The following is a 21,427-nucleotide window of genomic DNA, read 5'->3' as shown; positions in this document are numbered from 1 at the left end:
CTCCCCCACTTAAACCGTCAGAACCACGCAGCTGTCGGCTTCCCAACAGAGGCGCACTTCGTCACCCCAGGTCGGGGCACCTTTGCGGAAACGGTGCGCATTCTGCAGCTGGGCGCTGATCATCTGGCCGCTGTGCAGGCGGACATGATAGATCGACAGGTCGCCAAGATAGGCAATGTGCACCACTTCACCCACGGCAAAGTTGCAGCCGTCCGCCGGGATATCATCGCACAGCATCACTTTTTCCGGGCGCAGCGCCACCGAGACCGGCACGCCGTCCACGATCGAGACATCGCTCGCCACTTTCAGCGGATGAAGCAGACCCGGGCTGTCGATAATCAGGCCATCGGTTTGCCGCTCGCGCAGCAGCCCCTCGAACAGGTTTACCGAGCCGATAAACTCAGCGCTGAAGCGGGTGGTCGGGTGCTCGTAAATCTCTTCCGGCTCGCCAATCTGCACGAATTTGCCACGGTTCATAATGGCGATACGCCCGGCCATGGTCATCGCTTCTTCCTGGTCGTGCGTCACCATCACGCAGGTGGCACCCACGCGCTCAAGGATATCCACCACTTCGTGCTGCATGCGGTCGCGCAGTTTTTTATCCAGCGCGCCCATCGGTTCATCCAGCAGCAGCAGCTTCGGCCGCTTGGCCAGGCTGCGTGCCAGCGCCACGCGCTGCCGCTGCCCGCCAGACAGCTGGTGCGGCTTACGCCTGGCGTACTCCTGCATATGCACCAGCGTCAGCATCTCGGCCACGCGCTCATTGATTTCAGCTTTTGGCAGACGGTCCTGCTTCAGGCCAAAGGCGATATTCTGCTCCACCGTCATATGGGGGAACAGTGCGTAGGACTGAAACATCATATTGATTGGGCGCTGATACGGCGGCACGTGAGAGAGATCCTGGCCGTCGAGCACAATTTGCCCGTGAGTCGGGGGCTCAAAACCTGCCAGCATGCGCAGCAGTGTGGACTTCCCACAGCCTGAAGCACCCAGCAGCGCGAAAATTTCGCCTTTATAGATGGTGAGGTTCACATCATCCACCGCGTGCTGACCGTCAAACGACTTGGTCAGGTTGCGGATCTCCAGCAGCGGCGTTAACGCCTTGCCTGCTTTGCTTTGAGTACGAGGGATTGCGTCGTTCACGACCATTTTACTCCGGCGCTAAAAGAGGGGACGGCTGTGCGGGTGCCCCACCCTAAAAATAACAAAACAGAGGCCGGTAACGCGCCTCTGTTGTGGGCTGACAGTGTGCAGTTATGCAGTCACTGCAATCAGTTACTTACCACTTTTAACTTTAGTCCATGCACGCGTACGTACACGGTCAAGTTTTGGATCCTGCACCTTAAGGGTGAACAGTTTCGCCATGGTGTCCGGCGTTGGATAGACGCCCGGATTGTTACGAATCGCTTCATCAACGAACGGCACAGAGGCCTTGTTGCCGCTGGCGTAGTAAACCGAGTTAGAGATGTTCGCCATCACTTTTGGATCCATCAGATAGTTGAGGAACTGATAGGCTGCATCCAGGTTTTTGGCATCTTTGGGGATCGCCAGGGTATCGAAGAACGCCAGCGCGCCCTCTTTAGGGATGCTGTAAGCAATATCGACGCCGTTCTTCGCTTCTACCGCACGTTTTTTCGCCTGCAGAATATCCCCTGCCCAGCCGATAGCCACGCAGGTATTGCCGTTCGCCAGGTCGTTAATGTACTGGGACGAGTGGAAATAACGGATGCTTGGACGCAGCTTCAGCAGCAGGTCGGTTGCCGCAGTGTAATCTTTGGCATCGCTGCTGTTCGGATCTTTGCCCATGTAGTTCAGCACGGTGGCGAAGATCTCTTCCGGGGCATCAAGGAACGACACGCCGCAGCTTTTCAGTTTTTCCAGGTTCTCCGGCTTCAGCACCAGGTCCCAGCTGTTGACCGGCGCATCTTTGCCCAGCGCGGCTTTCACTTTTTCCACGTTATAGCCAATACCGGTGGTCGCCCACAGGTAAGGGATGGCATATTTGTTGCCCGGATCGTGCTGTTCCAGCTTCTTCATCAGATCGGGGTCAAGATTCTTGTAGTTTGGCAGCTTGCTCTTATCCAGCGGCTGGAACACGCCGGACTGCAGCTGACGCGCCAGGAAGCTGGAGGAAGGGACGACCACATCATAGCCGGTGCTGCCCGCCATCAGTTTGCCTTCCAGCACTTCGTTGGAGTCGAAGACGTCGTACACCACTTTAATGCCGGTTTGCTTTTCAAAATCCGCCACGGTATTTGGCGCAATATAATCTGACCAGTTATAAACGTGCAGCGTCTTGTCTGCGGCCAGTGAGCCTGCAGAGATCGCCATCAGCGTTCCCGCAACCACACCTGACAACCATTTTTTACGTTGGTTGAACATCTTCCATCCTCCTGAACAGGGATAATCTTATGCCGGGCAGGCTAACTGGTTAGCACCTGCCTCTTAATATAGGTCAGTACATTAAAGGCTACAGAATGAATCATTATTCATCCCGTGGTTAATACTAAAAACCTATATATCTGGGGACGTTGCACGCTTCATGCAGCCACGCAAGAATAGCCCCACTCACCCGGCCAGACCAGCCCTCAGGGTAAAAAACGCCTTTTATCGATTTTTTATGCACGTTTCCTCTATGTGATATGCCATTCACGGCATAAATGGCGATAGAAATCTGGCATTAGAGGGCAAAATGCAGAATAAAAAGTGGTATTGCTCCAGAACGAAGTGTCGCTAAAAACAGCATTTAACACAGGGAGTAGCGTAGAAATTGAATGGGGTAAGAAAGACAGAATAAAAACGGGCGGATTAGAGGTCCGCCCGCAGGAAAAAATGCCGTAAACGTCAGCCGCTTAATGCAGCATCGGTTGGCCGCCGAGCATCGGCGTACGGTCATCGTCATCTTCACCGATCATCAGCAGATGATTGGCAAAGGCTTCCATCACAATCATCGAGATCTGCTCCTCGCTCTGCTTCATAAAATAGGCGAACTGCCCGTAGGTCAGGCCCGCGGTAATGCTCAGCGACTGGCAGACGATCAGCTTCGGCAGGTTATCATCCTGGATATCGAGGAAGGCTTTCGCCGATAGCGAGCTGGCGTTAATCTGCGACAAATCGCCCGCCAGCGGGATCAGCGCCGTCGGTTTAACTTCCGCCAGGGCGGAAAACAGGATCACGTTATCCACCAAATCGAGCTTGGCATCAAACACCCCATCAAAATTCTGCATATGAGGCAGATGAAGGGCCTGGCAGGAGTCACACTCAAACCAGGTGATACTTTGCTGATCCAACCAACGTCGTAACACGTCGATATCGGGAACAACGAGTGAATCCATAGGCTTTGTCTCTTTCTCTGGCCGCCACAAAATTGCGCACTAGCTTACGTAAAAACCTCGCCAAAAACCACGATTACGACAGAAATATGACGTCAACCACCGGTTTTAAGACTGAAGCCAGGTTGCGCCTGCTGCTCTATCCAGTGAATCATCATGGTGGCGATATCCAGACCGGTTGTCTTTTCAATCCCTTCCAGCCCCGGCGAGGCATTCACCTCCATCACCAGCGGGCCGCGACTGGCGCGTAAAATATCGACGCCGGCCACGTCCAGACCGAGCGTTGCCGTGGCTTTGATGGCGATTTCACGCTCGCTGTCGCTGATGGTCACGCGCCGGGCGCTGCCGCCGCGATGCAGATTGGAGCGGAAATCCCCCTCTTTCGCCTGGCGCTCTATCGCTGCGACCACTTCCCCGCCAATCACCAGGCAGCGCACATCGCTGCCGCGTGCCTCTTGAATAAACTCCTGCACCAGAATGTGCGCATTCAGTCCGCGAAAGGCATCAATCACGCTCTCTGCCGCCTGACGGGTTTCCGCCAGCACCACGCCAATTCCCTGCGTCCCTTCCACCAGTTTTACCACCAGCGGCGCGCCGCCGACCATCTCGATCAGGTCACGGGTGTCATCCGGCGAATGAGCAAAACCGGTGATCGGCATGGCAATCCCTGCGCGCGCCAGCAGCTGTAGCGAGCGCAGCTTGTCGCGCGCGCAATCGCCAGCGACTCGTTCAGCGGGTAACTGCCGCACATCTCAAACTGGCGCAGCACTGCCGTGCCGTAAAAGGTGATCGCCGAACCGATACGCGGGATCACCGCATCGAAGTGCGCCAGCTGCCGACCGCGATAGTGAATGGCCGACGAGCCGGGATTGATATTCATATAGCAGGAGAGCGGATCAATCACCTCAATGCTATGCCCGCGGCTGCGGGCGGCCTCCAGCAGGCGTTGACAGGAGTAAAGAGTACTGTCGCGGGAAAGAATGGCAATTTTCACCAGCAGCCTCCGAAGCCGTCAGAATTAGCGCGTCGCCCAGCCCTGCTTGTGCAGGTAGTCAAGAATAAACGGACGGCTCTCTTTGATGATGGTTTTCTGGATGTGTTCGCTCCAGCTCTCGCTGCGGCGATTGCTGTCGCGGTGCTGATAATATTCCACCAGCTCGTTGTCATACTGCGCCAGCACTTCCGGGTTGATCGGCTGATAGCTGTTTTCATGCACCAGCATCGCGGCGGGCATGCGCGGTTTGAGCTCAGGGTCCTGCGCCGGTTCACCCAGGCACATGCCAAACAGCGGCAGGACAAATTTCGGCAGATGCAGAAGCTCGGTCACCTGCGCGATATTGTTACGAATACCGCCGATATACACGCCGCCCAGGCCGAGCGATTCCGCAGCAGTCAGCGCATTCTGCGCCATCAGGGCGGTATCGACACAGCCCAGCAGCAGCTGCTCCGCCATACCCAGCTGGGCATCCGGGCAGATCTGCTGCAGGCGGTTAAAATCGGCGCAGAACACCCAGAACTCTGCGGCCTGCGCCACATACTTCTGGCCACCGCTCAGCGTCACCAGCTGTTCGCGCAGTGCGGGATCGGTAATACGAATGATAGAGGTGCATTGCAGGAAGCTGGAGCTGGAAGCCGACTGGGCAGCAGCAAGAATGGCTGCGCGCTGCTCGTCGCTGATAGCGCGATCGGTAAAAGCGCGAATTGAGCGGTGTGAGCGCAGCAGGTCAATGGTCGGCGTCATGGGAATCTCCTGATTTAGACGTGTCACGCGAAGCGCGCGTGTTAAAAAGTTCGGGTGCCATTACTTTCGCCGTGCGCCACATCATTACCGTGGCCGCAGGCAGCATCAGCGCGATACCGGCGAAAATCATCACCGTTGCCGCCAGCTTACCGCGTAACAGCGACGGTAAAGGTAGCACTTCGTGCAACGTCAGGTAAGAGAGGACCAGCAGCAGGATGCCGATAACTTCAAGGATAAGTACGGCACGGGGCATCTGACTAAAGGCACGCATGAACACTCTCCGACAGGCGGCATGATAAAAAGCAGTGGGGTTATTAAAGCCTAAGTCGGCAAGTTATGCATAGCGACCAATCGGACTGACAGGCAATTCCTTCTTTATTTCACTCGTTGATGCGGGCATCATAGGCGCCATTAAGCGTTAAGGTGTGACTTGAGTCACATAAAAGAATCTGACCTTTGAGGAGAGAGCTATGTTTACAGTGATTTTTGGACGTCCGGGCTGCCCTTACTGTGTACGTGCAACAGAGCTGGCAGAGAAACTGACCGCAGAGCGTGATGATTTCAACTTCCGCTATATCGACATCCATGCTGAAGGCATCACCAAAGCCGATCTGGAAAAAACGGTAGGTAAGCCCGTTGAAACCGTCCCGCAGATCTTCGTCGATGAGAAACACATTGGCGGCTGCACCGAATTCCAGGCCTGGGCCAAAGAAAACCTCGGTCTGTACCAGTAACAATAACCGCCTTGCGGTTATTGTTACCGTAGGGGCCGATCGCTTTTCCTGATCGGCCCGGTTTTCACACCGCCTTGCGGTTATGGTTACCGTAGGGGCCGATCGCTTTTCCTGATCGGCCCGTTTTCATACCGCCTTGCGGTTATGGTTACGGTAGGGGTCTGGCATGCCCGACCCTTCTCATATCCGGCCCCTACAACCGCTGCTGATGCCGCATCTCCAGCAGCGTCCTGCCCAACATCACTGCCAACGTCCCTGAACCACACCAGAACACTGCGCTGGTGATAAACGCGATCTCCTGAACCAGCTCCAGGTGATGAAATGCACTCAGCTGCATTAGCGCCAGGCAGGGTGCAGAAGCGAGGGCAATCGCCAGCGCCATCGCGGTCAGCGGCGCCTCTCTCGAGGTCAGTGCCGCCAGCGCACCGGGCAGTAAAAACAGCAGCAACCCCAGCTGAGCATGGCCGACATAGCCCACCGGTAGCGGAAAACGCACGGCAATATAGATCGCGCCATACAAAATGCTACAGGCGACCAGGCCGGGCCAGCTTATCCCTTTTATCCACATAGAATTTTCTCCAGGCTATTTTCCCTTCACGATAAAAATAAGCCTACGGATAGCGCAGTGATAAAATTAAAATCCGTAACAAATAAGCCAGGCGAATGCTGGCTGTCATAAGCTATTGCGATTAAAATGAGCGGCGTTTTTATCCCATTCAGCGTGATTATTGCCGATTGAGCATAGCGCTCATCGCATCAGTGGGTGAAATTTAGCGCATAAACCCCTTCCCATCAATAGGTTACTGGTAAACAAGAAGTTAAACCGTGAATATAAACGTCGCAGATTTGTTAAGTGGAAATTACATTCTGTTGTTATTTGTCGTACTGGCGCTGGGGTTATGCTTAGGCAAACTTCGGTTAGGTTCTGTTCAACTCGGTAATTCTATTGGCGTTTTAGTTGTTTCTTTACTGCTCGGCCAGCAGCATTTCGCGATTAATACCGATGCGCTGAATCTGGGCTTTATGCTATTTATTTTTTGCGTCGGCGTCGAAGCCGGACCCAACTTTTTTTCTATCTTCTTCCGCGACGGTAAAAATTACCTGATGCTGGCGATTGTGATGGTCAGCAGCGCGATGGTGCTGGCGCTGGGGCTTGGCAAGCTGTTTGGCTGGGACATCGGCCTGACGGCGGGGATGCTGGCCGGTGCCATGACCTCGACCCCGGTGCTGGTCGGCGCGGGCGATACCCTGCGCCAGACGCTGAGCGACGGTAAGAGCCTGAGCCTGGCACAGGACCACCTCAGCCTCGGCTACGCTCTGACCTACCTGATTGGCCTCGTCAGCCTGATTTTTGGCGCGCGCTATCTGCCAAAACTGCAGCATCAGGATCTGCCCACCAGCGCCCAGCAGATCGCCCGTGAGCGCGGCCTCGACCCGGACAGCCAGCGCAAAGTTTACCTGCCGGTGATCCGCGCCTATCGCGTCGGGCCGGAGCTGGTCGCCTGGAGCGACGGCAAAAACCTGCGCGAGCTGGGCATCTACCGCCAGACCGGCTGCTACATCGAGCGTATTCGGCGCAACGGCATTCTGGCAAATCCGGATGGCGATGCGCTGCTGCAGCCCGGCGATGAGATCTCACTGGTCGGCTATCCGGATGCGCACTCGCGCCTTGACCCGAGTTTCCGCAACGGCAAAGAGGTGTTCGATCGCGATCTGCTGGATATGCGCATCGTTAATGAAGAGATCGTGGTGAAGAACAACAATGCGGTGAACAAACGCCTCAGCCAGCTGAAGCTCACCGATCACGGCTGTTTCCTTAACCGCGTGATCCGCAGCCAGATTGAGATGCCAATCGATGACAGCATTATCCTGAATAAAGGTGACGTGCTGCATATCAGCGGCGAGGCACGCCGGGTGAAATCGGTGGCGGATCGCATTGGCTTTATCTCGATTCACAGTCAGGTCACCGATCTGCTGGCGTTCTGCGCCTTCTTTATCATCGGTCTGATGATCGGCATGATCACCTTTCAGTTCAGCAGCTTTAATTTTGGCATTGGTAATGCGGCCGGGCTGCTGTTCGCCGGCATTATGCTCGGCTTCCTGCGTGCCAATCACCCCACCTTCGGTTACATCCCGCAGGGGGCGTTGACCATGGTGAAAGAGTTCGGGCTGATGGTGTTTATGGCGGGCGTCGGTCTGAGCGCCGGCAGCGGCATCACCAAAGGCCTGGGGGAGACCGGGCTGCTGATGCTCGGGGCCGGGCTGGTGGTCAGCCTGGTGCCGGTCATTATCTGCTTCCTGTTCGGTGCCTGGGTACTGAAAATGAACCGCGCCCTGCTGTTTGGCGCCATCATGGGCGCGCGCACTTGCGCACCGGCAATGGAGATTATCAGCGACACCGCGCGCAGTAACATTCCGGCACTGGGCTATGCCGGAACTTATGCTATTGCTAACGTTTTGCTGACGCTGGCAGGCACGCTGATTGTGATAATCTGGCCGTTTTTTGGTGGTTAAAAATAATTTATCGATTGGGGAGAACTTTTATAGCGGGCCACAGTCTTAATTAGTGCCACTGCTTTTCTTTGAAATCCCCAAATTGAGGAGCCCGTTAATCTTATGATTAGCGGGTTTTTTTCTGCCTGTCATTTGGCCCAGAATCATCTGATCTGCTGCCGATATTTTTCACGTCACAAAAACGTCATTCAATCTCAACAAAAGCCAAACGAACCCGGTAATTAAGAGGGTGGCCCTTTACCTGTCCGCCGCACGCTTTTACCTTAAGCAATTCGTGCTACTACTGCGAACAAAAGGTAAAGAAAGTCATGATGGATGAGTTGAACCGGTCGCTATTTTTATTGATCAACGCTGACGGCCGTTCCCCCGAGTGGCTGATAGCCCTCGCCACCTTTATTGCCCGCGATCTTATCGCCATTGTGCCGCTGCTGATTGTGGGCTTGTGGCTGTGGGGGCCGCGCAGCCAGTTGACCTCGCAGCGCGTGCTGGTGGTGAAAACCGGTATCGCCCTGCTCTATGCCCTGGCGATCTCCTGGTGCCTGGCGCAGCTGTTTCCTCATCCACGCCCGTTTGCCATTGGCCTGGGTCATCAGTTCCTGTCGCACGCGCCGGATGACTCCTACCCGAGCGATCACGGTACGGTAATTTTCACCTTTGCCATCGCCTTTATCAGCTGGCATCGCGCCTGGTCTGGGGCCGTACTCTTGCTGACCGGTGCCGCTATCGCCTGGTCACGCGTCTACCTTGGGGTACACTGGCCGATGGATATGCTGGGCGGCATGCTGGTGGGCATGCTCTCCTGCCTGTTTGCGCAAATTTTCTGGCAGCTGACCGGGGCACGTCTGATGCCGCTGCTTTCTGCACTCTATCGCGTCGTTTTTGCTTTCCCTATCAGCAAGGGCTGGGTACGCCATTAACTCGCTGGCGGGACTATATTAACCGGTCCCGCTTTACCCTGATTTATATCATCCTAATTGTTATTAACCGCTAAAAAACTGCCAAATAAACCTGCCATTTTCTCAAGGTTTATTGCGCAATCTGCTTGATAAATGTGCAAATTAATCTCTATGTTGCGCAAGTCACAAAAACTCCAATAAACCACGACGCAGAGCTTTCATCTATTTTTTCTGGTGGTAGAGTGTGCGCCATTAAACCAGAGCAATGAAGTCAATCGACGCGTCGATGGCGCGATTAACTTCATCGTTTTAAACACTGGAGAATCAAATGGACACATCCCAAACGGCGGTGCTCAGCCCCGAAGCGTCTCAGGATGCCAGCGCATGGCGTAAAACCGACACTATGTGGATGCTGGGGCTGTACGGCACGGCCATTGGTGCTGGCGTACTGTTCCTGCCGATTAATGCCGGGATTGGCGGCCTTATCCCGCTGGTCATTATGGCGCTGCTGGCGTTTCCAATGACCTTCTTTGCCCACCGTGGGCTGTGCCGCTTCGTGCTCTCCGGGCGCAAACCCGGCGAGGATATTACTGAGGTGGTAGAAGAGCACTTCGGCGTCGGCGCCGGCAAGCTGATCACCCTGCTCTACTTCTTCGCCATCTACCCGATTCTGCTGGTTTACAGCGTCGCCATCACTAACACCGTTGAGAGTTTTATCACCCACCAGCTGCAAATGCAGGCTCCGCCGCGCGCGCTGCTGGCGCTAATCCTGATTGTCGGCCTGATGACCATTGTGCGCTTCGGCAAAGAGATGATCGTCAAAACCATGAGCGTACTGGTCTATCCGTTCGTGCTGGTGCTGATGCTGCTGGCGCTCTATCTTATCCCGCACTGGAGCAGCGCGATTTTTGCCAATGCCAGCCTGAGCGGCAGCGGCAAGGGGTTGATGATGACCCTGTGGCTGGCGATCCCGGTGATGGTGTTCTCCTTTAACCACTCGCCGATTATTTCCGCCTTTGCCGTGGCCAAACGGGAAGAGTACGGCGACCAGGCAGAGCCGAAGTGTTCCCGCATCCTCGCGCGCAGCCATATTATGATGGTGCTGACGGTGATGTTCTTTGTGTTCAGCTGCGTGCTGAGCCTGACGCCGGAGAACCTGGCGGAAGCCAAAGCGCAGAACATTTCCATTCTCTCTTACCTGGCGAACCACTTTGATACCCCGCTGATGGCATGGCTGGCGCCGATTATCGCCATGGTAGCGATCACCAAATCGTTCCTCGGCCACTATCTTGGGGCGCGTGAAGGCTTTAACGGCACGGTGAATAAGCTGCTGCGCAGCCGTGGCAAAACCCTTGCCGAGCACAAGCTGAACCGCTTTACCGCGCTGTTTATGCTGATAACAACCTGGATTGTCGCGACGCTGGACCCGAGCATTCTCGGCCTGATCGAAAGCCTGGGCGGCCCGATTATCGCGGTGCTGCTGTTCCTGATGCCGATGTATGCCATCAACAAGGTCCCGGCCATGCGCCAGTACAGCGGTAAGTTGAGTAATGTGTTCGTGGTGCTGGTCGGCCTGGTGGCGATTTCTGCGGTGGCTTACGATCTGTTTTGATTGTTCAGGGCCGACCAGAAAAGCGGTCGGCCCCTACGCAGGATAGATTCAGGGGCCGACCCTCTTTTTCGGTCGGCCCTTATAAATTATGAAAACCAGCTGCCAAACCATCCGGTCATCTTCATCATAACGAAATCCCAGATGCGGCTGAAGAAACCGCCCTCTTTCACTTCGTCCAGCACCACCAGCGGGCGCTGCTCAATGGATTTTCCGTCCAGCTGGAAATCAATCGTTCCCACCACCTGATTCTTCGCCAGCGGGGCCGTCAGCTGCGGCTGGCTGAGGGTAAAGCTCGCCTTGAGGTTTTTCATCTGCCCTTTTGGCAGGGTAATCGCCGCATCCTTCGCTACGCCAAGATTCACTTCGCTCTTATCGCCATACCAGACGCGCTGGGTGGCAAACGCCGTCCCGGCCTTGATTGGCGTCACCGTTTCCCAGAAGCGGAAGCCCCAGGTCAGCAGCTTTTCGCTCTCGCGGAAGCGGATAGCATCCGTGGCCGCGCCCAGCACCACAGAAATTAAGCGCTGATCGCCCTCTTTCGCTGATGCCACAAGATTATTGCCGGCGCCGGAAGTGTGCCCGGTCTTGATCCCGTCCACCTGCAGATTGGTGCTCCACAGCAGGCGGTTGCGGTTGTACTGGCGGATCTTATTAAAGGTGAACTCTTTCTCTTTATGCAGCGCGTACTCATCCGGTACGTCGCGGATCAGCGCCTGACCAATCAGGGCCATATCGCGCGCGGTGCTGTACTGGCCGTCCGAATCCAGCCCGTGCACCGTTTTAAAGTGGGTATTCTTCAGGCCCAGCGCCTGCACGTAGTTGTTCATCAGGCCAACGAAAGAGTCCTGACTGCCCGCTACGTGGTCGGCGAGCGCAATGCTGGCATCGTTACCGGACTGGATCACAATCCCTTTATTCAGCTCCGACACCGGGATCCGGTCCCCAGGCTTGAGGAACATCAGCGAAGAGCCTTGCAGAATCGGATTGCCGGTCGCCCAGGCATCTTTGCCCACGGTGACCATGTCGTCATTGCTGATTTTGCCCGCCTTCAGCGCCTGCCCGGTAACATAGCTGGCCATCATTTTGGTCAGGCTGGCCGGGTCGAGCCGCTGATCCGCATTGGATTCTGCCAGCACTTTACCGCTGTTGTAGTCCATCAGCACCCAGGCTTTGGCATCGATCTGCGGGGCGGCAGGGGCCTGCTCTGCGCGCGCGGGGGAGAGGGTAAACAGCAATAACGTCGAAGTAGTAGCCAGTGCATACACACCGGTAGAGAGGAGCGTTTTCTTCATGGCGAGACCAGGTATCCATTTGAAAGACAATGATTATCAAAGCGCATCTGACGATTAGCCGCCCTACACTAAGGCGTTATAAGCTTAAAAAAAACGTTTAAACCGTAAAGTTTCTTAGAGTTTATTAGAAAAATCTTAGGTTTGCCCAGATGGCTGGCCAAATTATCGCCGTTAGGCGCGGGCAGAAAACAGGTTAAATTCCGAATTTTCACTGAACAGTTAAGCCCGTCACAAAAATCCGCTAACCTGAGAAAAGTCTGCCAGAGGAGTGACGACGATGGATTTAGCGCTGTTTGACCTTGATGAAACGCTGATTTGTGAAGACAGTACCGGCCTGTGGCTGCGCTGGCTGGTTTCCCAGGGGTTTGCCCCGGCCGCGCTGATTGAACAAGAACGCGCGCTGATGGAGCACTACTATCAGGGGTCGCTGTCTATGGAACAGTATATGAGCACCACGCTGTCGCCGCTGGCAGGAATGGCCACGCCGACGGTAGCAGGCTGGATACGCCGGTTTATTCATCGCGATATCCTGCCGCGCGTTTACCCCGCCGCGCGCGAACGCCTGGCGTGGCACCAGCAGCGCGGCGATAAAATCATCGTGATCTCCGCCAGCGGTGAACATCTGGTGAAGCCTATTGCGCAACAGCTGGGCGCGCACGCGGCGCTGGCGATTGGCGTGGAGGTTATTGATGACCGCTACAGCGGCGAAATCTACGGCACTCTGACCTACAAAGAGGGAAAAGTCAGCCGCGTCAGCGACTGGAAGGCGCAGCAGCAGGAGCACCGCTTTGCCCACACCTGGGCTTACAGCGACTCAATTAACGACCTGCCAATGCTGGAACATGCCGATCACGCCTGGGTGATCAATCCGGCAGAGCCGCTGCAGCAGCTAGCGCAGCAGCGCGGCTGGGAAATCTGCCACTGGGTGAAATAAGATCGGCAGGCAACGGAGTGCCCGCTTATTTTACTCAATACCCACTTTCAGCAGCTTGCCGTTGGCTTCATCCGTCAGCACGTAAAGCCAGCCGTCTGGCCCGCTGCGCACATCGCGAATGCGCTCCCCGCGCTCGCTCAGCAGGCGCTCCTGCTCTTTCAGCTGTTCACCGTTGATGCTCAGGCGGATCAGGCTTTTCTCCTTTAGCGCCCCGATAAACAGCGAATTTTTCCACTGCGGAAACCGCGTACCCTGGTAAAACGCCATGCCGCTGATAGCCGGGGAGACTTTCCACCAGAACAGCGGCTGCTCGGTTCCCGCGGCCGTGCTGCCTTTTGAACCCGGTACCTTCGCCCCGCTGTAATCAATGCCCCAGGTGGCCAGCGGCCAGCCGTAGTTTTTTCCCCTGCGCGGGATATTCACCTCATCGCCGCCGCGCGGGCCGTGCTCGCTCTCCCAGACTTCACCGCTCTGCGGGTTGAGCGCTAACCCCTGCGGGTTACGCACTCCCCAACTCCAGATCTCGCTACGAACGCCCTGGCGGCCAACCAGCGGATTGTCAGAGGGGATTTTGCCATCGGCGGTCAGGCGCACAATTTTGCCCTGCAATGCGTTGAGATCCTGCGCTTTAGCGGCCTGGAAATTATCGCCAAAGGCGATGAACAGATGACCGCTGCGGTCAAACGCCATGCGCGTACCAAGATTCGCCCCGCTGGATAAACCTTGCTGGCGCAGCAGCGGCTGGAAGCCACTGAGCTGGCGGTAATCTTCGCTCAGGCGGCCATAACCGACTACAGCTCCAGCCGCGCCATCTTCTCCGGCCAGCGTGTAGCTGAGCCAGACGCGACGGCTGCTGGCAAAGTCCGGCGCCAGCGCCACATCAAGCAGACCGCCCTGGCGCTGAGCCCACACCTGCGGCACCCCGCTGATGGGCTGGGAGAGGCCGGAGCCGGGCTGCCAGCGCCTGAGCTGGCCGGCGCGTTCGGTGATCAACACCCCCTCTTCGCCCGGCAGAAAGGCCAGCGCCCAGGGGTGATCGAGACCGCTTTGCAGCTCCTGTACGGTGATTTTTTCAGCTCTGAGGGCGGGGCTTAACAGCAGGGAGGCAGCCAGTGCAGGCAGCAGCAGATAACGCGTCATCGTAATCACTCCGGGTAGGGGCCAACCTTTTTATTGGTCAGCCTATAAAACAGGAATTACTTATCGGGGAAGTTCACTACGTCACTGACCATCTGGTCGATACCGCTTTTCAACTGGGTAAGAGTAATGGGGGCATTATTGTTCGGCACCGTGTTGCCATAGGCCTTGCGCACCGCCTCCATCACGGGCTTACCGGTTTGGCTATCCACCAGCTGCATCTCCAGGAACAGCACGCTGTTCTGGGTACGGTGGCCGGAAGCCGCCATGGTGCTGGCGACCACTGCCGCAATCGGCACGACCTCATAGAACTTCATATCCTGATTTTCGGCATTGACGGCGGTAATGGCGGTTTTCAGCTCCAGCGTGCCCCGCCCCGCGTGGTTAACCAGCGGTTTGTGCCGGGCCACGGCGGCTTTCAGCGTCTGGTCGAGATAGGCGCGGATTTGATCGAGGGTCTGCTGGCTGACGCGGGCGGTCGGCTTCGCGGCAGGGTAGTAAACGGCAGGCGTGTAATGGATAGCGTTGTATTTTGCGGATTGATAGTCCGGTGACACCCAGCGCAGGGTTTGCACGCCGCTGGCGGATTTTTCCGGCTTCAGGTGGCTATAATCCGGCAGGAAACCGGAATACTGGCTGGTATCAGCCACTTTTGACGAGCAGCCAGCCAGCACCAGACACGCCATTGCCAGACCCGCGATGAGAGGTATACGCACATTGTGCATTGTCACGTTCCTTTACGATTAAGGTCTTTCAATCATAGAGTGCACAGCGGCGTTCACCAGCAATGGTTAAGAAATATTTGATCTCACATACAAAGGTCGAGGCATGCCTCGACCCTACAAGGGCTCGCGTGGGGTTTCACCGGGGCAAGGCATGCCTAGACCCTGCAAGGGATCGCGTGGGGTTTGGTAGGGGCGAGGCATGGTTACACCTTCAGCTTCGGGTCCAGCGCATCGCGCAGCCCGTCACCCAGCAGATTAAACGCCAGCACGGTAAGGAAAATCGCCAGGCTGGGGAAGATCGCCACGTGCGGGGCCAGCACCATATCCGCCTGGGCCTCGTTAAGCATCGCCCCCCACTCCGGGGTCGGCGGCTGCGCGCCAAGACCCAGGAACGACAGGCTGGCAGCAGAGATAATCGAGGTGCCGATACGCATAGTAAAATAGACCACAATCGATGACAGCGTACCGGGCAAAATGTGGCGCAGGATAATGGTCAAATCAGACGCACCAATACTGCGCGCCGACTCGATATAGGTCAGGTGTTTCAGCACCAGCGTGTTACCGCGCACCAGACGGGCAAAGGCGGGAATGCTGAAAATCGCCACCGCGAGGATCACATTCGACATACCGTTACCGAGTACCGCCACCACCGCAATCGCCAGCAGGATGCCGGGAAAAGCGAACAGCACATCGCAGATGCGCATGATAATCCGGTCCCACCAGCCCTCGTAGTAGCCGGCCAGCAGGCCGAGCAGCGTACCTGTCACCGCGCCCACCGCCACCGAGAAGAAGCCAGCCACCAGCGACAGGCGGCTGCCGAGCAGCACGCGGCTGAAAATATCGCGCCCCAGCGCATCGACGCCGAACCAGTGCATCATCGATGGTCCTTCATTCAGCCGGTCATAATCAAAGTAGTTTTCAGCATCGAACGGGGCCAGCAGCGGGGCAAAAATCGCCACCAGGATCAGCAGCAGCACAAATACCGCCGCAATCATTGCCACGTGCTGACGGCGAAAACGCCGCCAGAATTCCCGCCACGGGGTACGCACGCGATTCTCCCGCACGCTGGGCAGCGTTGCGAGCACGGCATTACGTCGCCAGTTAATCATCAAACATCCTTACTTGTAGCGGATCGCGGGGTTGATCGCCGCGTACAGCATATCGACCATCAGGTTAATCAGAATAAACTCCAGCGAAAATAGCAGCACTTCCGCCTGGATCACCGGGTAATCGCGCATCTCCACCGAGTCGACCAGCAGGCGCCCCAGCCCCGGCCAGTTGAACACCACCTCGACCACGATAGAGCCACCGAGCAGGAAGCCAAACTGCAGGCCCATCATAGTGACCACCGGGATCATCGCATTGCGCAGCCCGTGCTTGATCACCACCACCGACTCGCGCACTCCTTTGGCGCGCGCGGTGCGCATATAGTCTTCCTGCATCACCTCCACGAACGAGGCGCGGGTAAAGCGCGCCATCACGGCGGCGACGGCGGCACCCAGGGTGATCGACGGTAAAATATAGTGCTGCCAGCTGTCGGCACCGACGGTCGGCAGCCAGCCCAGCTCGACGGAAAACACCTGCATCAGCAGCATGCCGAGGGCAAACGCCGGGAAAGAGATCCCGGATACCGCCAGCGTCATCCCCAGCCGATCCGGCCAGCGGTTGCGCCACACGGCAGAGACGACGCCTATCGCCATGCCGAAAATCACCGACCACACCATGCTGGTCAGCGTCAGGTACAGCGTCGGCAGAAAGCGCTGGCCAATCTCTTCTGATACCGGGCGTTTCGACACCATTGAATGGCCAAAATCACCCTGAAGGGCGTGGGTGATGTAGTGCCAGAACTGCTGCGGCAGCGGCAGGTTCAGCCCGAGCTGTTCGCGCACCATCGCCACGACCTGCGCATCGGCTTCACGCCCCGCAATCAGGCGCGCCGGATCGCCAGGCAGCAGATGGACGAAAAGGAACACCAACACCGCCACGATCAGCAGCGTTGGGATCAGCCCCAGCAGTCGTTTAATAAAATAGTTAAGCATCATCTTCCCTGCGCCTCCCCTGCGGGAGGCGCGTCAGTGCATTACTTCAGATCGGCATCATCAAAGCTGAATGAGGTGTCCGGCATCACGTAGAACCCGGTGAGGTTTTTGGTGTTGGCGGAAACCAGCTTCTCAACCACCAGCGGCGCCCACGGCTGCTCTTTCCAGATAATGTCCTGTGCATCTTTGTACAGCGCGGCTTTTTTCGCACCGTCGGTGGTATTCAGCGCGTCAGCGAGGTCTTTATCCACCTGGGCGTTGCTGTAGAAGGCGGTGTTAAAGATGGTTGGCGGCCAGGACTGAGTGGCAAACAGCGGCGTCAGCGCCCAGTTAGCTTCACCGGTCGAGGCAGACCAGCCGGTGTAGAACATGCGCACGCCGCTCTCTTTCTGGCCTTTGTCTTCCACCTGCGCGGCACGCTGCCCGGCATCCATGGCCGTCAGTTCAACCTTAATGCCAACCTGCGCCAGCTGCTGCTGGGTAAACTGCAGCACTTTCTGCGCGGTGCTGTGGTTATGCGACGACCACAGCTGGGTGGTGAAGCCGTTCGGGTAGCCTGCCTCTTTCAGCAGCTCACGCGCTTTGGCCGGGTTATATTCCGGGGCCGGGTAGCTTTGTGAATACTGAATCGACGGTGGCACAATGCCGGTGGCCGGGGTGGCATAACCGGCGAAGGCGACTTTCGCCAGCGCCTGACGGTTGATGGCGTAGTTAATCGCTGCGCGCACTTTCGGGTCGTTGAACGGCTTCTGCGTGACGTTAAAGCTGATATAGCGCTGCATGATCGACGGCGAGGTCACCAGATCGAGCTTGCTGTTTTTCTCCAGCAGTTTGGCCTGCTCAAACGGGATAGGGAAAGCAAAGTTCGCTTCGCCGGTTTGCAGCATCGCCGAGCGGGTATTGTTATCGACAATCGGGCGCCAGGTGATGCTGTCCAGTTTCGGATAGCCCGGCTTCCAGTAACCGGCGAATTTCTTCACCTTCACAAAGTCAGTCTGGTTCCAGGTGACAAATTCGTAAGGGCCGGTGCCGACCGGGTGGAAGCCGATATCCTTGCCATATTTCTTCAGTGCGGTCGGAGAGATCATCGCCGCAGCCGGGCTGGCGAGGGTGTTAATAAACGCCGAGAACGGCTGCTTCAGGGTGATTTTTACCGTGGTCGGGTTGATCACTTCGGTGCTGGCGATGGTTTTGAACAGGTTGAAACGCTTGAGGTGATTGTCCGGGTTGCTGGCGCGGTCGAGGTTCGCTTTTACCGCATCGGCATTAAACGGCGTGCCGTCCTGGAACTTCACCCCGCTCTTAAGCGCGATGGTATAAGTCAGTCCGTCCGGGCTGGCCTGGTAGCTGTCCGCCAGCACATTTTCCAGCTTCATCTCTTTATCGAAACCAAACAGCCCCTGATAGAACGACTTCGCTACCGCCTGCGACAGCGTGTCGTTGGCATCATACGGGTCGAGCGTGGTGAAGTTTGAGGCGACCGCAATGGTGACATCTTTCGCCGCCCAGGCAGGGAGCGCCACAATACTGCCGAGCAGGCCGGCGGTTAACAGCAACTTACGCGAGTGTTGATTTATCATTCAGTTCATCCCTTGTCGTCATTATGCAGTTTCAGGCGCGGGCGATAGCATGGCGTGCCACAAAATGCCCGCTGCTGACTTCAACCAGCGGTGCCACTTCCGGTTCGTCGCCCAGGGCGCGGATCGGGCTGGGTATTTCATCTACTAACAGTGCTCGTTCACGGCGGCGGTGCGTGGGGTCGGCCACCGGCACCGCCGCCATCAGTTTGCGCGTATACGGATGCTGCGGCTGTTCGAACACCGCCTGGCGCGGGCCAATCTCGACAATCTGCCCGAGATACATCACCGCCACGCGGTGGCTGATGCGCTCCACCACCGCCATATCATGCGAAATAAACAGGAATGCGATGCCAAACTCGCGCTGCAGGTCGAGCATCAGGTTAATAATCTGCGCCTGAATCGAGACGTCCAGCGCCGAGACGGCTTCGTCGGCGATCACCACTTTCGGGTTGAGCGCCAGCGCGCGCGCAATGCAGATACGCTGCCGCTGTCCGCCGGAGAACTCGTGCGGATAGCGCTGCGCATGCTCCGGCATTAAGCCGACGCGCTCCAGCAGCCACGCCACGCGTTTCTCGGCCTCCTGCCCTTTGGCAATACCGTGAACCAGCAGCGGCTCCATAATCGAAAAGCCCACCGTCAGGCGCGGATCGAGGGAGGCGTAAGGATCCTGGAAGATAAACTGAATATCGCGCCGCAGGTGCGACAGTGCCTGGCCGGAAAGCCGATCGATGCGCTTGCCGTTAAAGGTGATACTGCCGCCCTGGCTCTCCACCAGCCGCAGCAGCGAGCGCCCGGTGGTCGATTTGCCGCAGCCGGATTCACCGACCAGCGCCAGCGTTTCGCCGGGGCGCAGGTCAAAGCTGACTTTCTCCACCGCGTGAACGCGGCGGTGCACGCGGTTAAAGATGCCGCTGCGGATATCAAAGCGCGTCACCAGATCGCGCACCTGTAAAATCGGCGGCTCCTGCTGACGGACGGTGTCCTGCGGCTGTTCCGGCTGCTGCTCACCCTGCTGGATCAGCGGGAATTTTGCCGGCAGGCTACGCCCGCTCATGGCGCCGAGTTTCGGCACGGCGGCCAGCAGTGCGCGAGTGTAGGGTTGCTGGGGATGAGCAAACAGTGACTCGACGCTGCCGGTTTCCACCACGTCGCCGCGGTACATTACCTGCACGCGGTCGGCCATTTCGGCCACCACCCCCATGTCGTGGGTGATAAAAATCACCCCCATCTGCATCTCTTTTTGCAGCACGCGGATCAGCTGTAAGATCTGCGCCTGGATAGTCACGTCGAGCGCGGTGGTGGGCTCATCGGCGATCAGCAGCGCCGGGCGGCAGGAGAGCGCCATGGCGATCATCACGCGCTGGCGCATGCCGCCGGAGAGCTGATGCGGGTAACGCGACAGCACGTTTTTCGCTTCGGGAATGCGCACCAGATCGAGCATGCGCTGCGCTTCTTTCAGCGCGTCGGCGTGGCTTTTTCCCTGGTGCAGTCGGATCGACTCGGCAATCTGCTCCCCCACCGGGAACACCGGGTTGAGCGAGGTCATCGGCTCCTGGAAAATCATGGCCATATCGGCACCGCGAATGCGCCGCAGCTCGGACTGCGGCAGCGCGGCCAGGTTGACCCGCTGCTGATTGCGGCGCGTCAGCCACATCTGCCCGCTGTCGATATTGCCACCGCCCTGCTCCACCAGACGCATCAGCGCCAGCGAGGTCACCGATTTGCCGGAGCCAGACTCGCCGACGATCGCCAGCGTTTCGCCCTGGCGCACGTCCAGCGACAGCCTGTTTACCGCCTGGACGCGCCCGCTCTCCTGTTGAAAGCTGACGCTGAGATCGCGCACCGACAGCACCACATTGTCATGATGGCGAAACTCACTCATCAGGGCTCCTCCCGGTAGATCGCCACCACTGGCGCTTCACCCACTGTGCCATAGCCGCGATACATGCCTTCGCTGTTAAACGGCAGCACCACATTGCCTTCAGCATCCACGGCAATTAACCCGCCGCTGCCGCCGAGAGCCGGGATCTTTTCCATCACCACTTTACGACTCGCCTCATCCAGCGACAGGCCGCCGTATTCCATCAGGGCCGCAATATCATAGGCCGCCAGCGTGCGCATAAAGACTTCACCGGTACCGGTACAAGAGACCGCCACGCCGCCGCTGGCATAGCAGCCCGCGCCAACCAGTGGGGAGTCACCAACGCGCCCAACTTGCTTATTGGTCATGCCGCCGGTGGAAGTGGCTGCCGCCAGGCTGCCGGCAAGATCTATCGCCACCGCGCCAACGGTGCCGAACTTACGGTCGGGGTCAAGGGGATCGCCATCGTGGTCAAGCAGGGTCTGGTCGCTGGCCATCGCGCGCTCAAGCTGGGCGCGGCGCTCCGGCGTGGAGAAAAAGCTGTTTTCGACCATTTCGAGGCCGTTCTCTGCCGCAAACGATTCCGCACCCGCGCCGATAAACAGCAGATGCGGACTGGTTTCCAGCACCGCGCGCGCGGCCAGCACCGGATTACGCACCCGGCTAACGCCCGCGACCGCTCCCGCTTGCCGCGTGCGCCCGTCCATCACGCAGGCATCCAGCTCGTGCGTACCCTGATGGGTAAACACCGAACCCCGCCCGGCATTAAACAGCGGGCACTCTTCCAGCTGGCGCACTGCTTCGGTCACCACGTCAAGCGCGCTGGCGCCCGCCGCCAGCAGCGCCTGCCCGCTGGCGACAATCTCTGACAGCGCCTGGCGATAGTGCTGCTCTTTTTCACTGTCCATGCTGCTGCGGGCGATTGCCCCCGCGCCACCATGAATTGCGATCGTCGCTCTGGCCATAATTCATTTACCCTGTGTGCCAAATCAGCATGAAAAACACTGAGTTAGAATGATTTTATTGAGAA

The 21,427-nt window shown here is 57.5% G+C and carries 19 protein-coding genes and 1 pseudogene; 5 read left to right on the top strand and 15 right to left on the bottom strand.

All coding sequences use genetic code 11. From position 1 onward, the window contains the following. Positions 1–9: 9 nt before the first annotated feature. The 6 genes and pseudogenes from potG to ID864_RS00235 form a co-directional block, all read right to left on the bottom strand. Entirely contained in the window at positions 10–1,149 is a 1,140-nt protein-coding gene (gene potG, locus ID864_RS00260) for a putrescine ABC transporter ATP-binding subunit PotG (protein ID WP_048916574.1), read from the bottom strand. A gap of 126 nt (positions 1,150–1,275) precedes the next feature. After that, entirely contained in the window at positions 1,276–2,382 is a 1,107-nt protein-coding gene (gene potF / locus ID864_RS00255) for a spermidine/putrescine ABC transporter substrate-binding protein PotF (protein WP_048916575.1), read from the bottom strand. A 470-nt stretch (positions 2,383–2,852) separates the two neighbouring features. Next, positions 2,853–3,335: a YbjN domain-containing protein gene (locus tag ID864_RS00250; RefSeq protein WP_048916576.1), complete on the bottom strand. Its 483-nt coding sequence runs from the start codon at positions 3,333–3,335 to the stop codon at positions 2,853–2,855. 92 nt (positions 3,336–3,427) lie between these two features. Next, positions 3,428–4,326: pseudogene (rimK, locus tag ID864_RS00245) on the bottom strand (30S ribosomal protein S6--L-glutamate ligase). A gap of 24 nt (positions 4,327–4,350) precedes the next feature. Continuing rightward, on the bottom strand, positions 4,351–5,073 hold the full coding sequence (nfsA, locus tag ID864_RS00240; RefSeq protein ID WP_048916578.1) for an oxygen-insensitive NADPH nitroreductase: 723 nt from the start codon (positions 5,071–5,073) through the stop codon (positions 4,351–4,353). Continuing rightward, on the bottom strand, positions 5,057–5,344 hold the full coding sequence (locus ID864_RS00235; RefSeq protein ID WP_048916579.1) for a YbjC family protein: 288 nt from the start codon (positions 5,342–5,344) through the stop codon (positions 5,057–5,059). Before ID864_RS00235 ends, nfsA begins: the two co-directional genes overlap by 17 nt. Positions 5,345–5,543: 199 nt before the next feature. Here ID864_RS00235 and ID864_RS00230 point away from each other — a divergent pair, with 199 nt between their 5' ends. Next, positions 5,544–5,807 carry a GrxA family glutaredoxin gene (locus tag ID864_RS00230; RefSeq protein WP_048916580.1) on the top strand — a complete coding sequence of 88 codons (264 nt, stop codon included), beginning with the start codon at positions 5,544–5,546 and terminating at the stop codon, positions 5,805–5,807. 193 nt (positions 5,808–6,000) lie between these two features. On the opposite strand, the gene ybjM is transcribed toward ID864_RS00230, so the two are convergent. Beyond that, positions 6,001–6,375, bottom strand: coding sequence for an inner membrane protein YbjM (ybjM, locus tag ID864_RS00225; protein WP_048916581.1), 375 nt, complete (start codon positions 6,373–6,375; stop codon positions 6,001–6,003). 257 nt (positions 6,376–6,632) lie between these two features. Between ybjM and ID864_RS00220 the strand changes: the two genes are divergently transcribed. The 3 genes from ID864_RS00220 (at position 6,633) to ID864_RS00210 (ending at position 10,829) form a co-directional block, all read left to right on the top strand. After that, complete coding sequence (locus ID864_RS00220) at positions 6,633–8,321, top strand: aspartate:alanine antiporter (protein WP_048916582.1); 1,689 nt, start codon at positions 6,633–6,635, stop codon at positions 8,319–8,321. 311 nt (positions 8,322–8,632) lie between these two features. After that, positions 8,633–9,238: an undecaprenyl-diphosphate phosphatase gene (gene ybjG, locus ID864_RS00215; RefSeq protein WP_191149468.1), complete on the top strand. Its 606-nt coding sequence runs from the start codon at positions 8,633–8,635 to the stop codon at positions 9,236–9,238. Positions 9,239–9,545: 307 nt separating this feature from the next. Then, a complete protein-coding gene (locus tag ID864_RS00210) occupies positions 9,546–10,829 on the top strand; it encodes an HAAAP family serine/threonine permease (protein ID WP_133624095.1) in 1,284 nt (427 codons plus the stop codon). A gap of 86 nt (positions 10,830–10,915) precedes the next feature. Here ID864_RS00210 and ID864_RS00205 read toward each other — a convergent pair whose 3' ends face one another. Then, complete coding sequence (locus tag ID864_RS00205) at positions 10,916–12,121, bottom strand: serine hydrolase (RefSeq protein WP_048916585.1); 1,206 nt, start codon at positions 12,119–12,121, stop codon at positions 10,916–10,918. A gap of 277 nt (positions 12,122–12,398) precedes the next feature. Here ID864_RS00205 and ID864_RS00200 point away from each other — a divergent pair, with 277 nt between their 5' ends. Next, complete coding sequence (locus ID864_RS00200; RefSeq protein WP_191149238.1) at positions 12,399–13,055, top strand: HAD family hydrolase; 657 nt, start codon at positions 12,399–12,401, stop codon at positions 13,053–13,055. 30 nt (positions 13,056–13,085) lie between these two features. Here ID864_RS00200 and ID864_RS00195 read toward each other — a convergent pair whose 3' ends face one another. From ID864_RS00195 to ID864_RS00165, 7 genes are all read right to left on the bottom strand, one after another. Beyond that, positions 13,086–14,195 (bottom strand): PQQ-dependent sugar dehydrogenase, encoded by a 1,110-nt coding sequence (locus ID864_RS00195; RefSeq protein WP_191149237.1) that lies wholly within the window; start codon positions 14,193–14,195, stop codon positions 13,086–13,088. A 56-nt stretch (positions 14,196–14,251) separates the two neighbouring features. Beyond that, on the bottom strand, positions 14,252–14,917 hold the full coding sequence (locus ID864_RS00190; RefSeq protein ID WP_048916588.1) for a DUF3313 domain-containing protein: 666 nt from the start codon (positions 14,915–14,917) through the stop codon (positions 14,252–14,254). 203 nt (positions 14,918–15,120) lie between these two features. Further along, positions 15,121–16,026 carry a glutathione ABC transporter permease GsiD gene (gene gsiD, locus ID864_RS00185; protein ID WP_048916589.1) on the bottom strand — a complete coding sequence of 302 codons (906 nt, stop codon included), beginning with the start codon at positions 16,024–16,026 and terminating at the stop codon, positions 15,121–15,123. A 9-nt stretch (positions 16,027–16,035) separates the two neighbouring features. Beyond that, entirely contained in the window at positions 16,036–16,956 is a 921-nt protein-coding gene (gene gsiC, locus ID864_RS00180) for a glutathione ABC transporter permease GsiC (RefSeq protein ID WP_133625098.1), read from the bottom strand. A 41-nt stretch (positions 16,957–16,997) separates the two neighbouring features. Next, the gene (gene gsiB, locus ID864_RS00175; RefSeq protein ID WP_099755015.1) at positions 16,998–18,536 is read right to left on the bottom strand and encodes a glutathione ABC transporter substrate-binding protein GsiB; all 1,539 of its coding nucleotides are present in this window, start codon (positions 18,534–18,536) and stop codon (positions 16,998–17,000) included. A 31-nt stretch (positions 18,537–18,567) separates the two neighbouring features. Further along, positions 18,568–20,418: a glutathione ABC transporter ATP-binding protein GsiA gene (gene gsiA / locus ID864_RS00170; RefSeq protein ID WP_191149236.1), complete on the bottom strand. Its 1,851-nt coding sequence runs from the start codon at positions 20,416–20,418 to the stop codon at positions 18,568–18,570. After that, positions 20,418–21,362, bottom strand: a complete 945-nt coding sequence (locus ID864_RS00165) for an isoaspartyl peptidase/L-asparaginase (RefSeq protein ID WP_048916593.1) — start codon at positions 21,360–21,362, stop codon at positions 20,418–20,420. Before ID864_RS00165 ends, gsiA begins: the two co-directional genes overlap by 1 nt. Between the last annotated feature and the right edge of the window lie 65 nt (positions 21,363–21,427).

Source organism: Erwinia aphidicola (assembly GCF_014773485.1).
GTDB classification, from domain to species: Bacteria; Pseudomonadota; Gammaproteobacteria; order Enterobacterales; family Enterobacteriaceae; genus Erwinia; species Erwinia aphidicola.
This window is presented reverse-complemented; position numbering and strand designations above follow the sequence as displayed.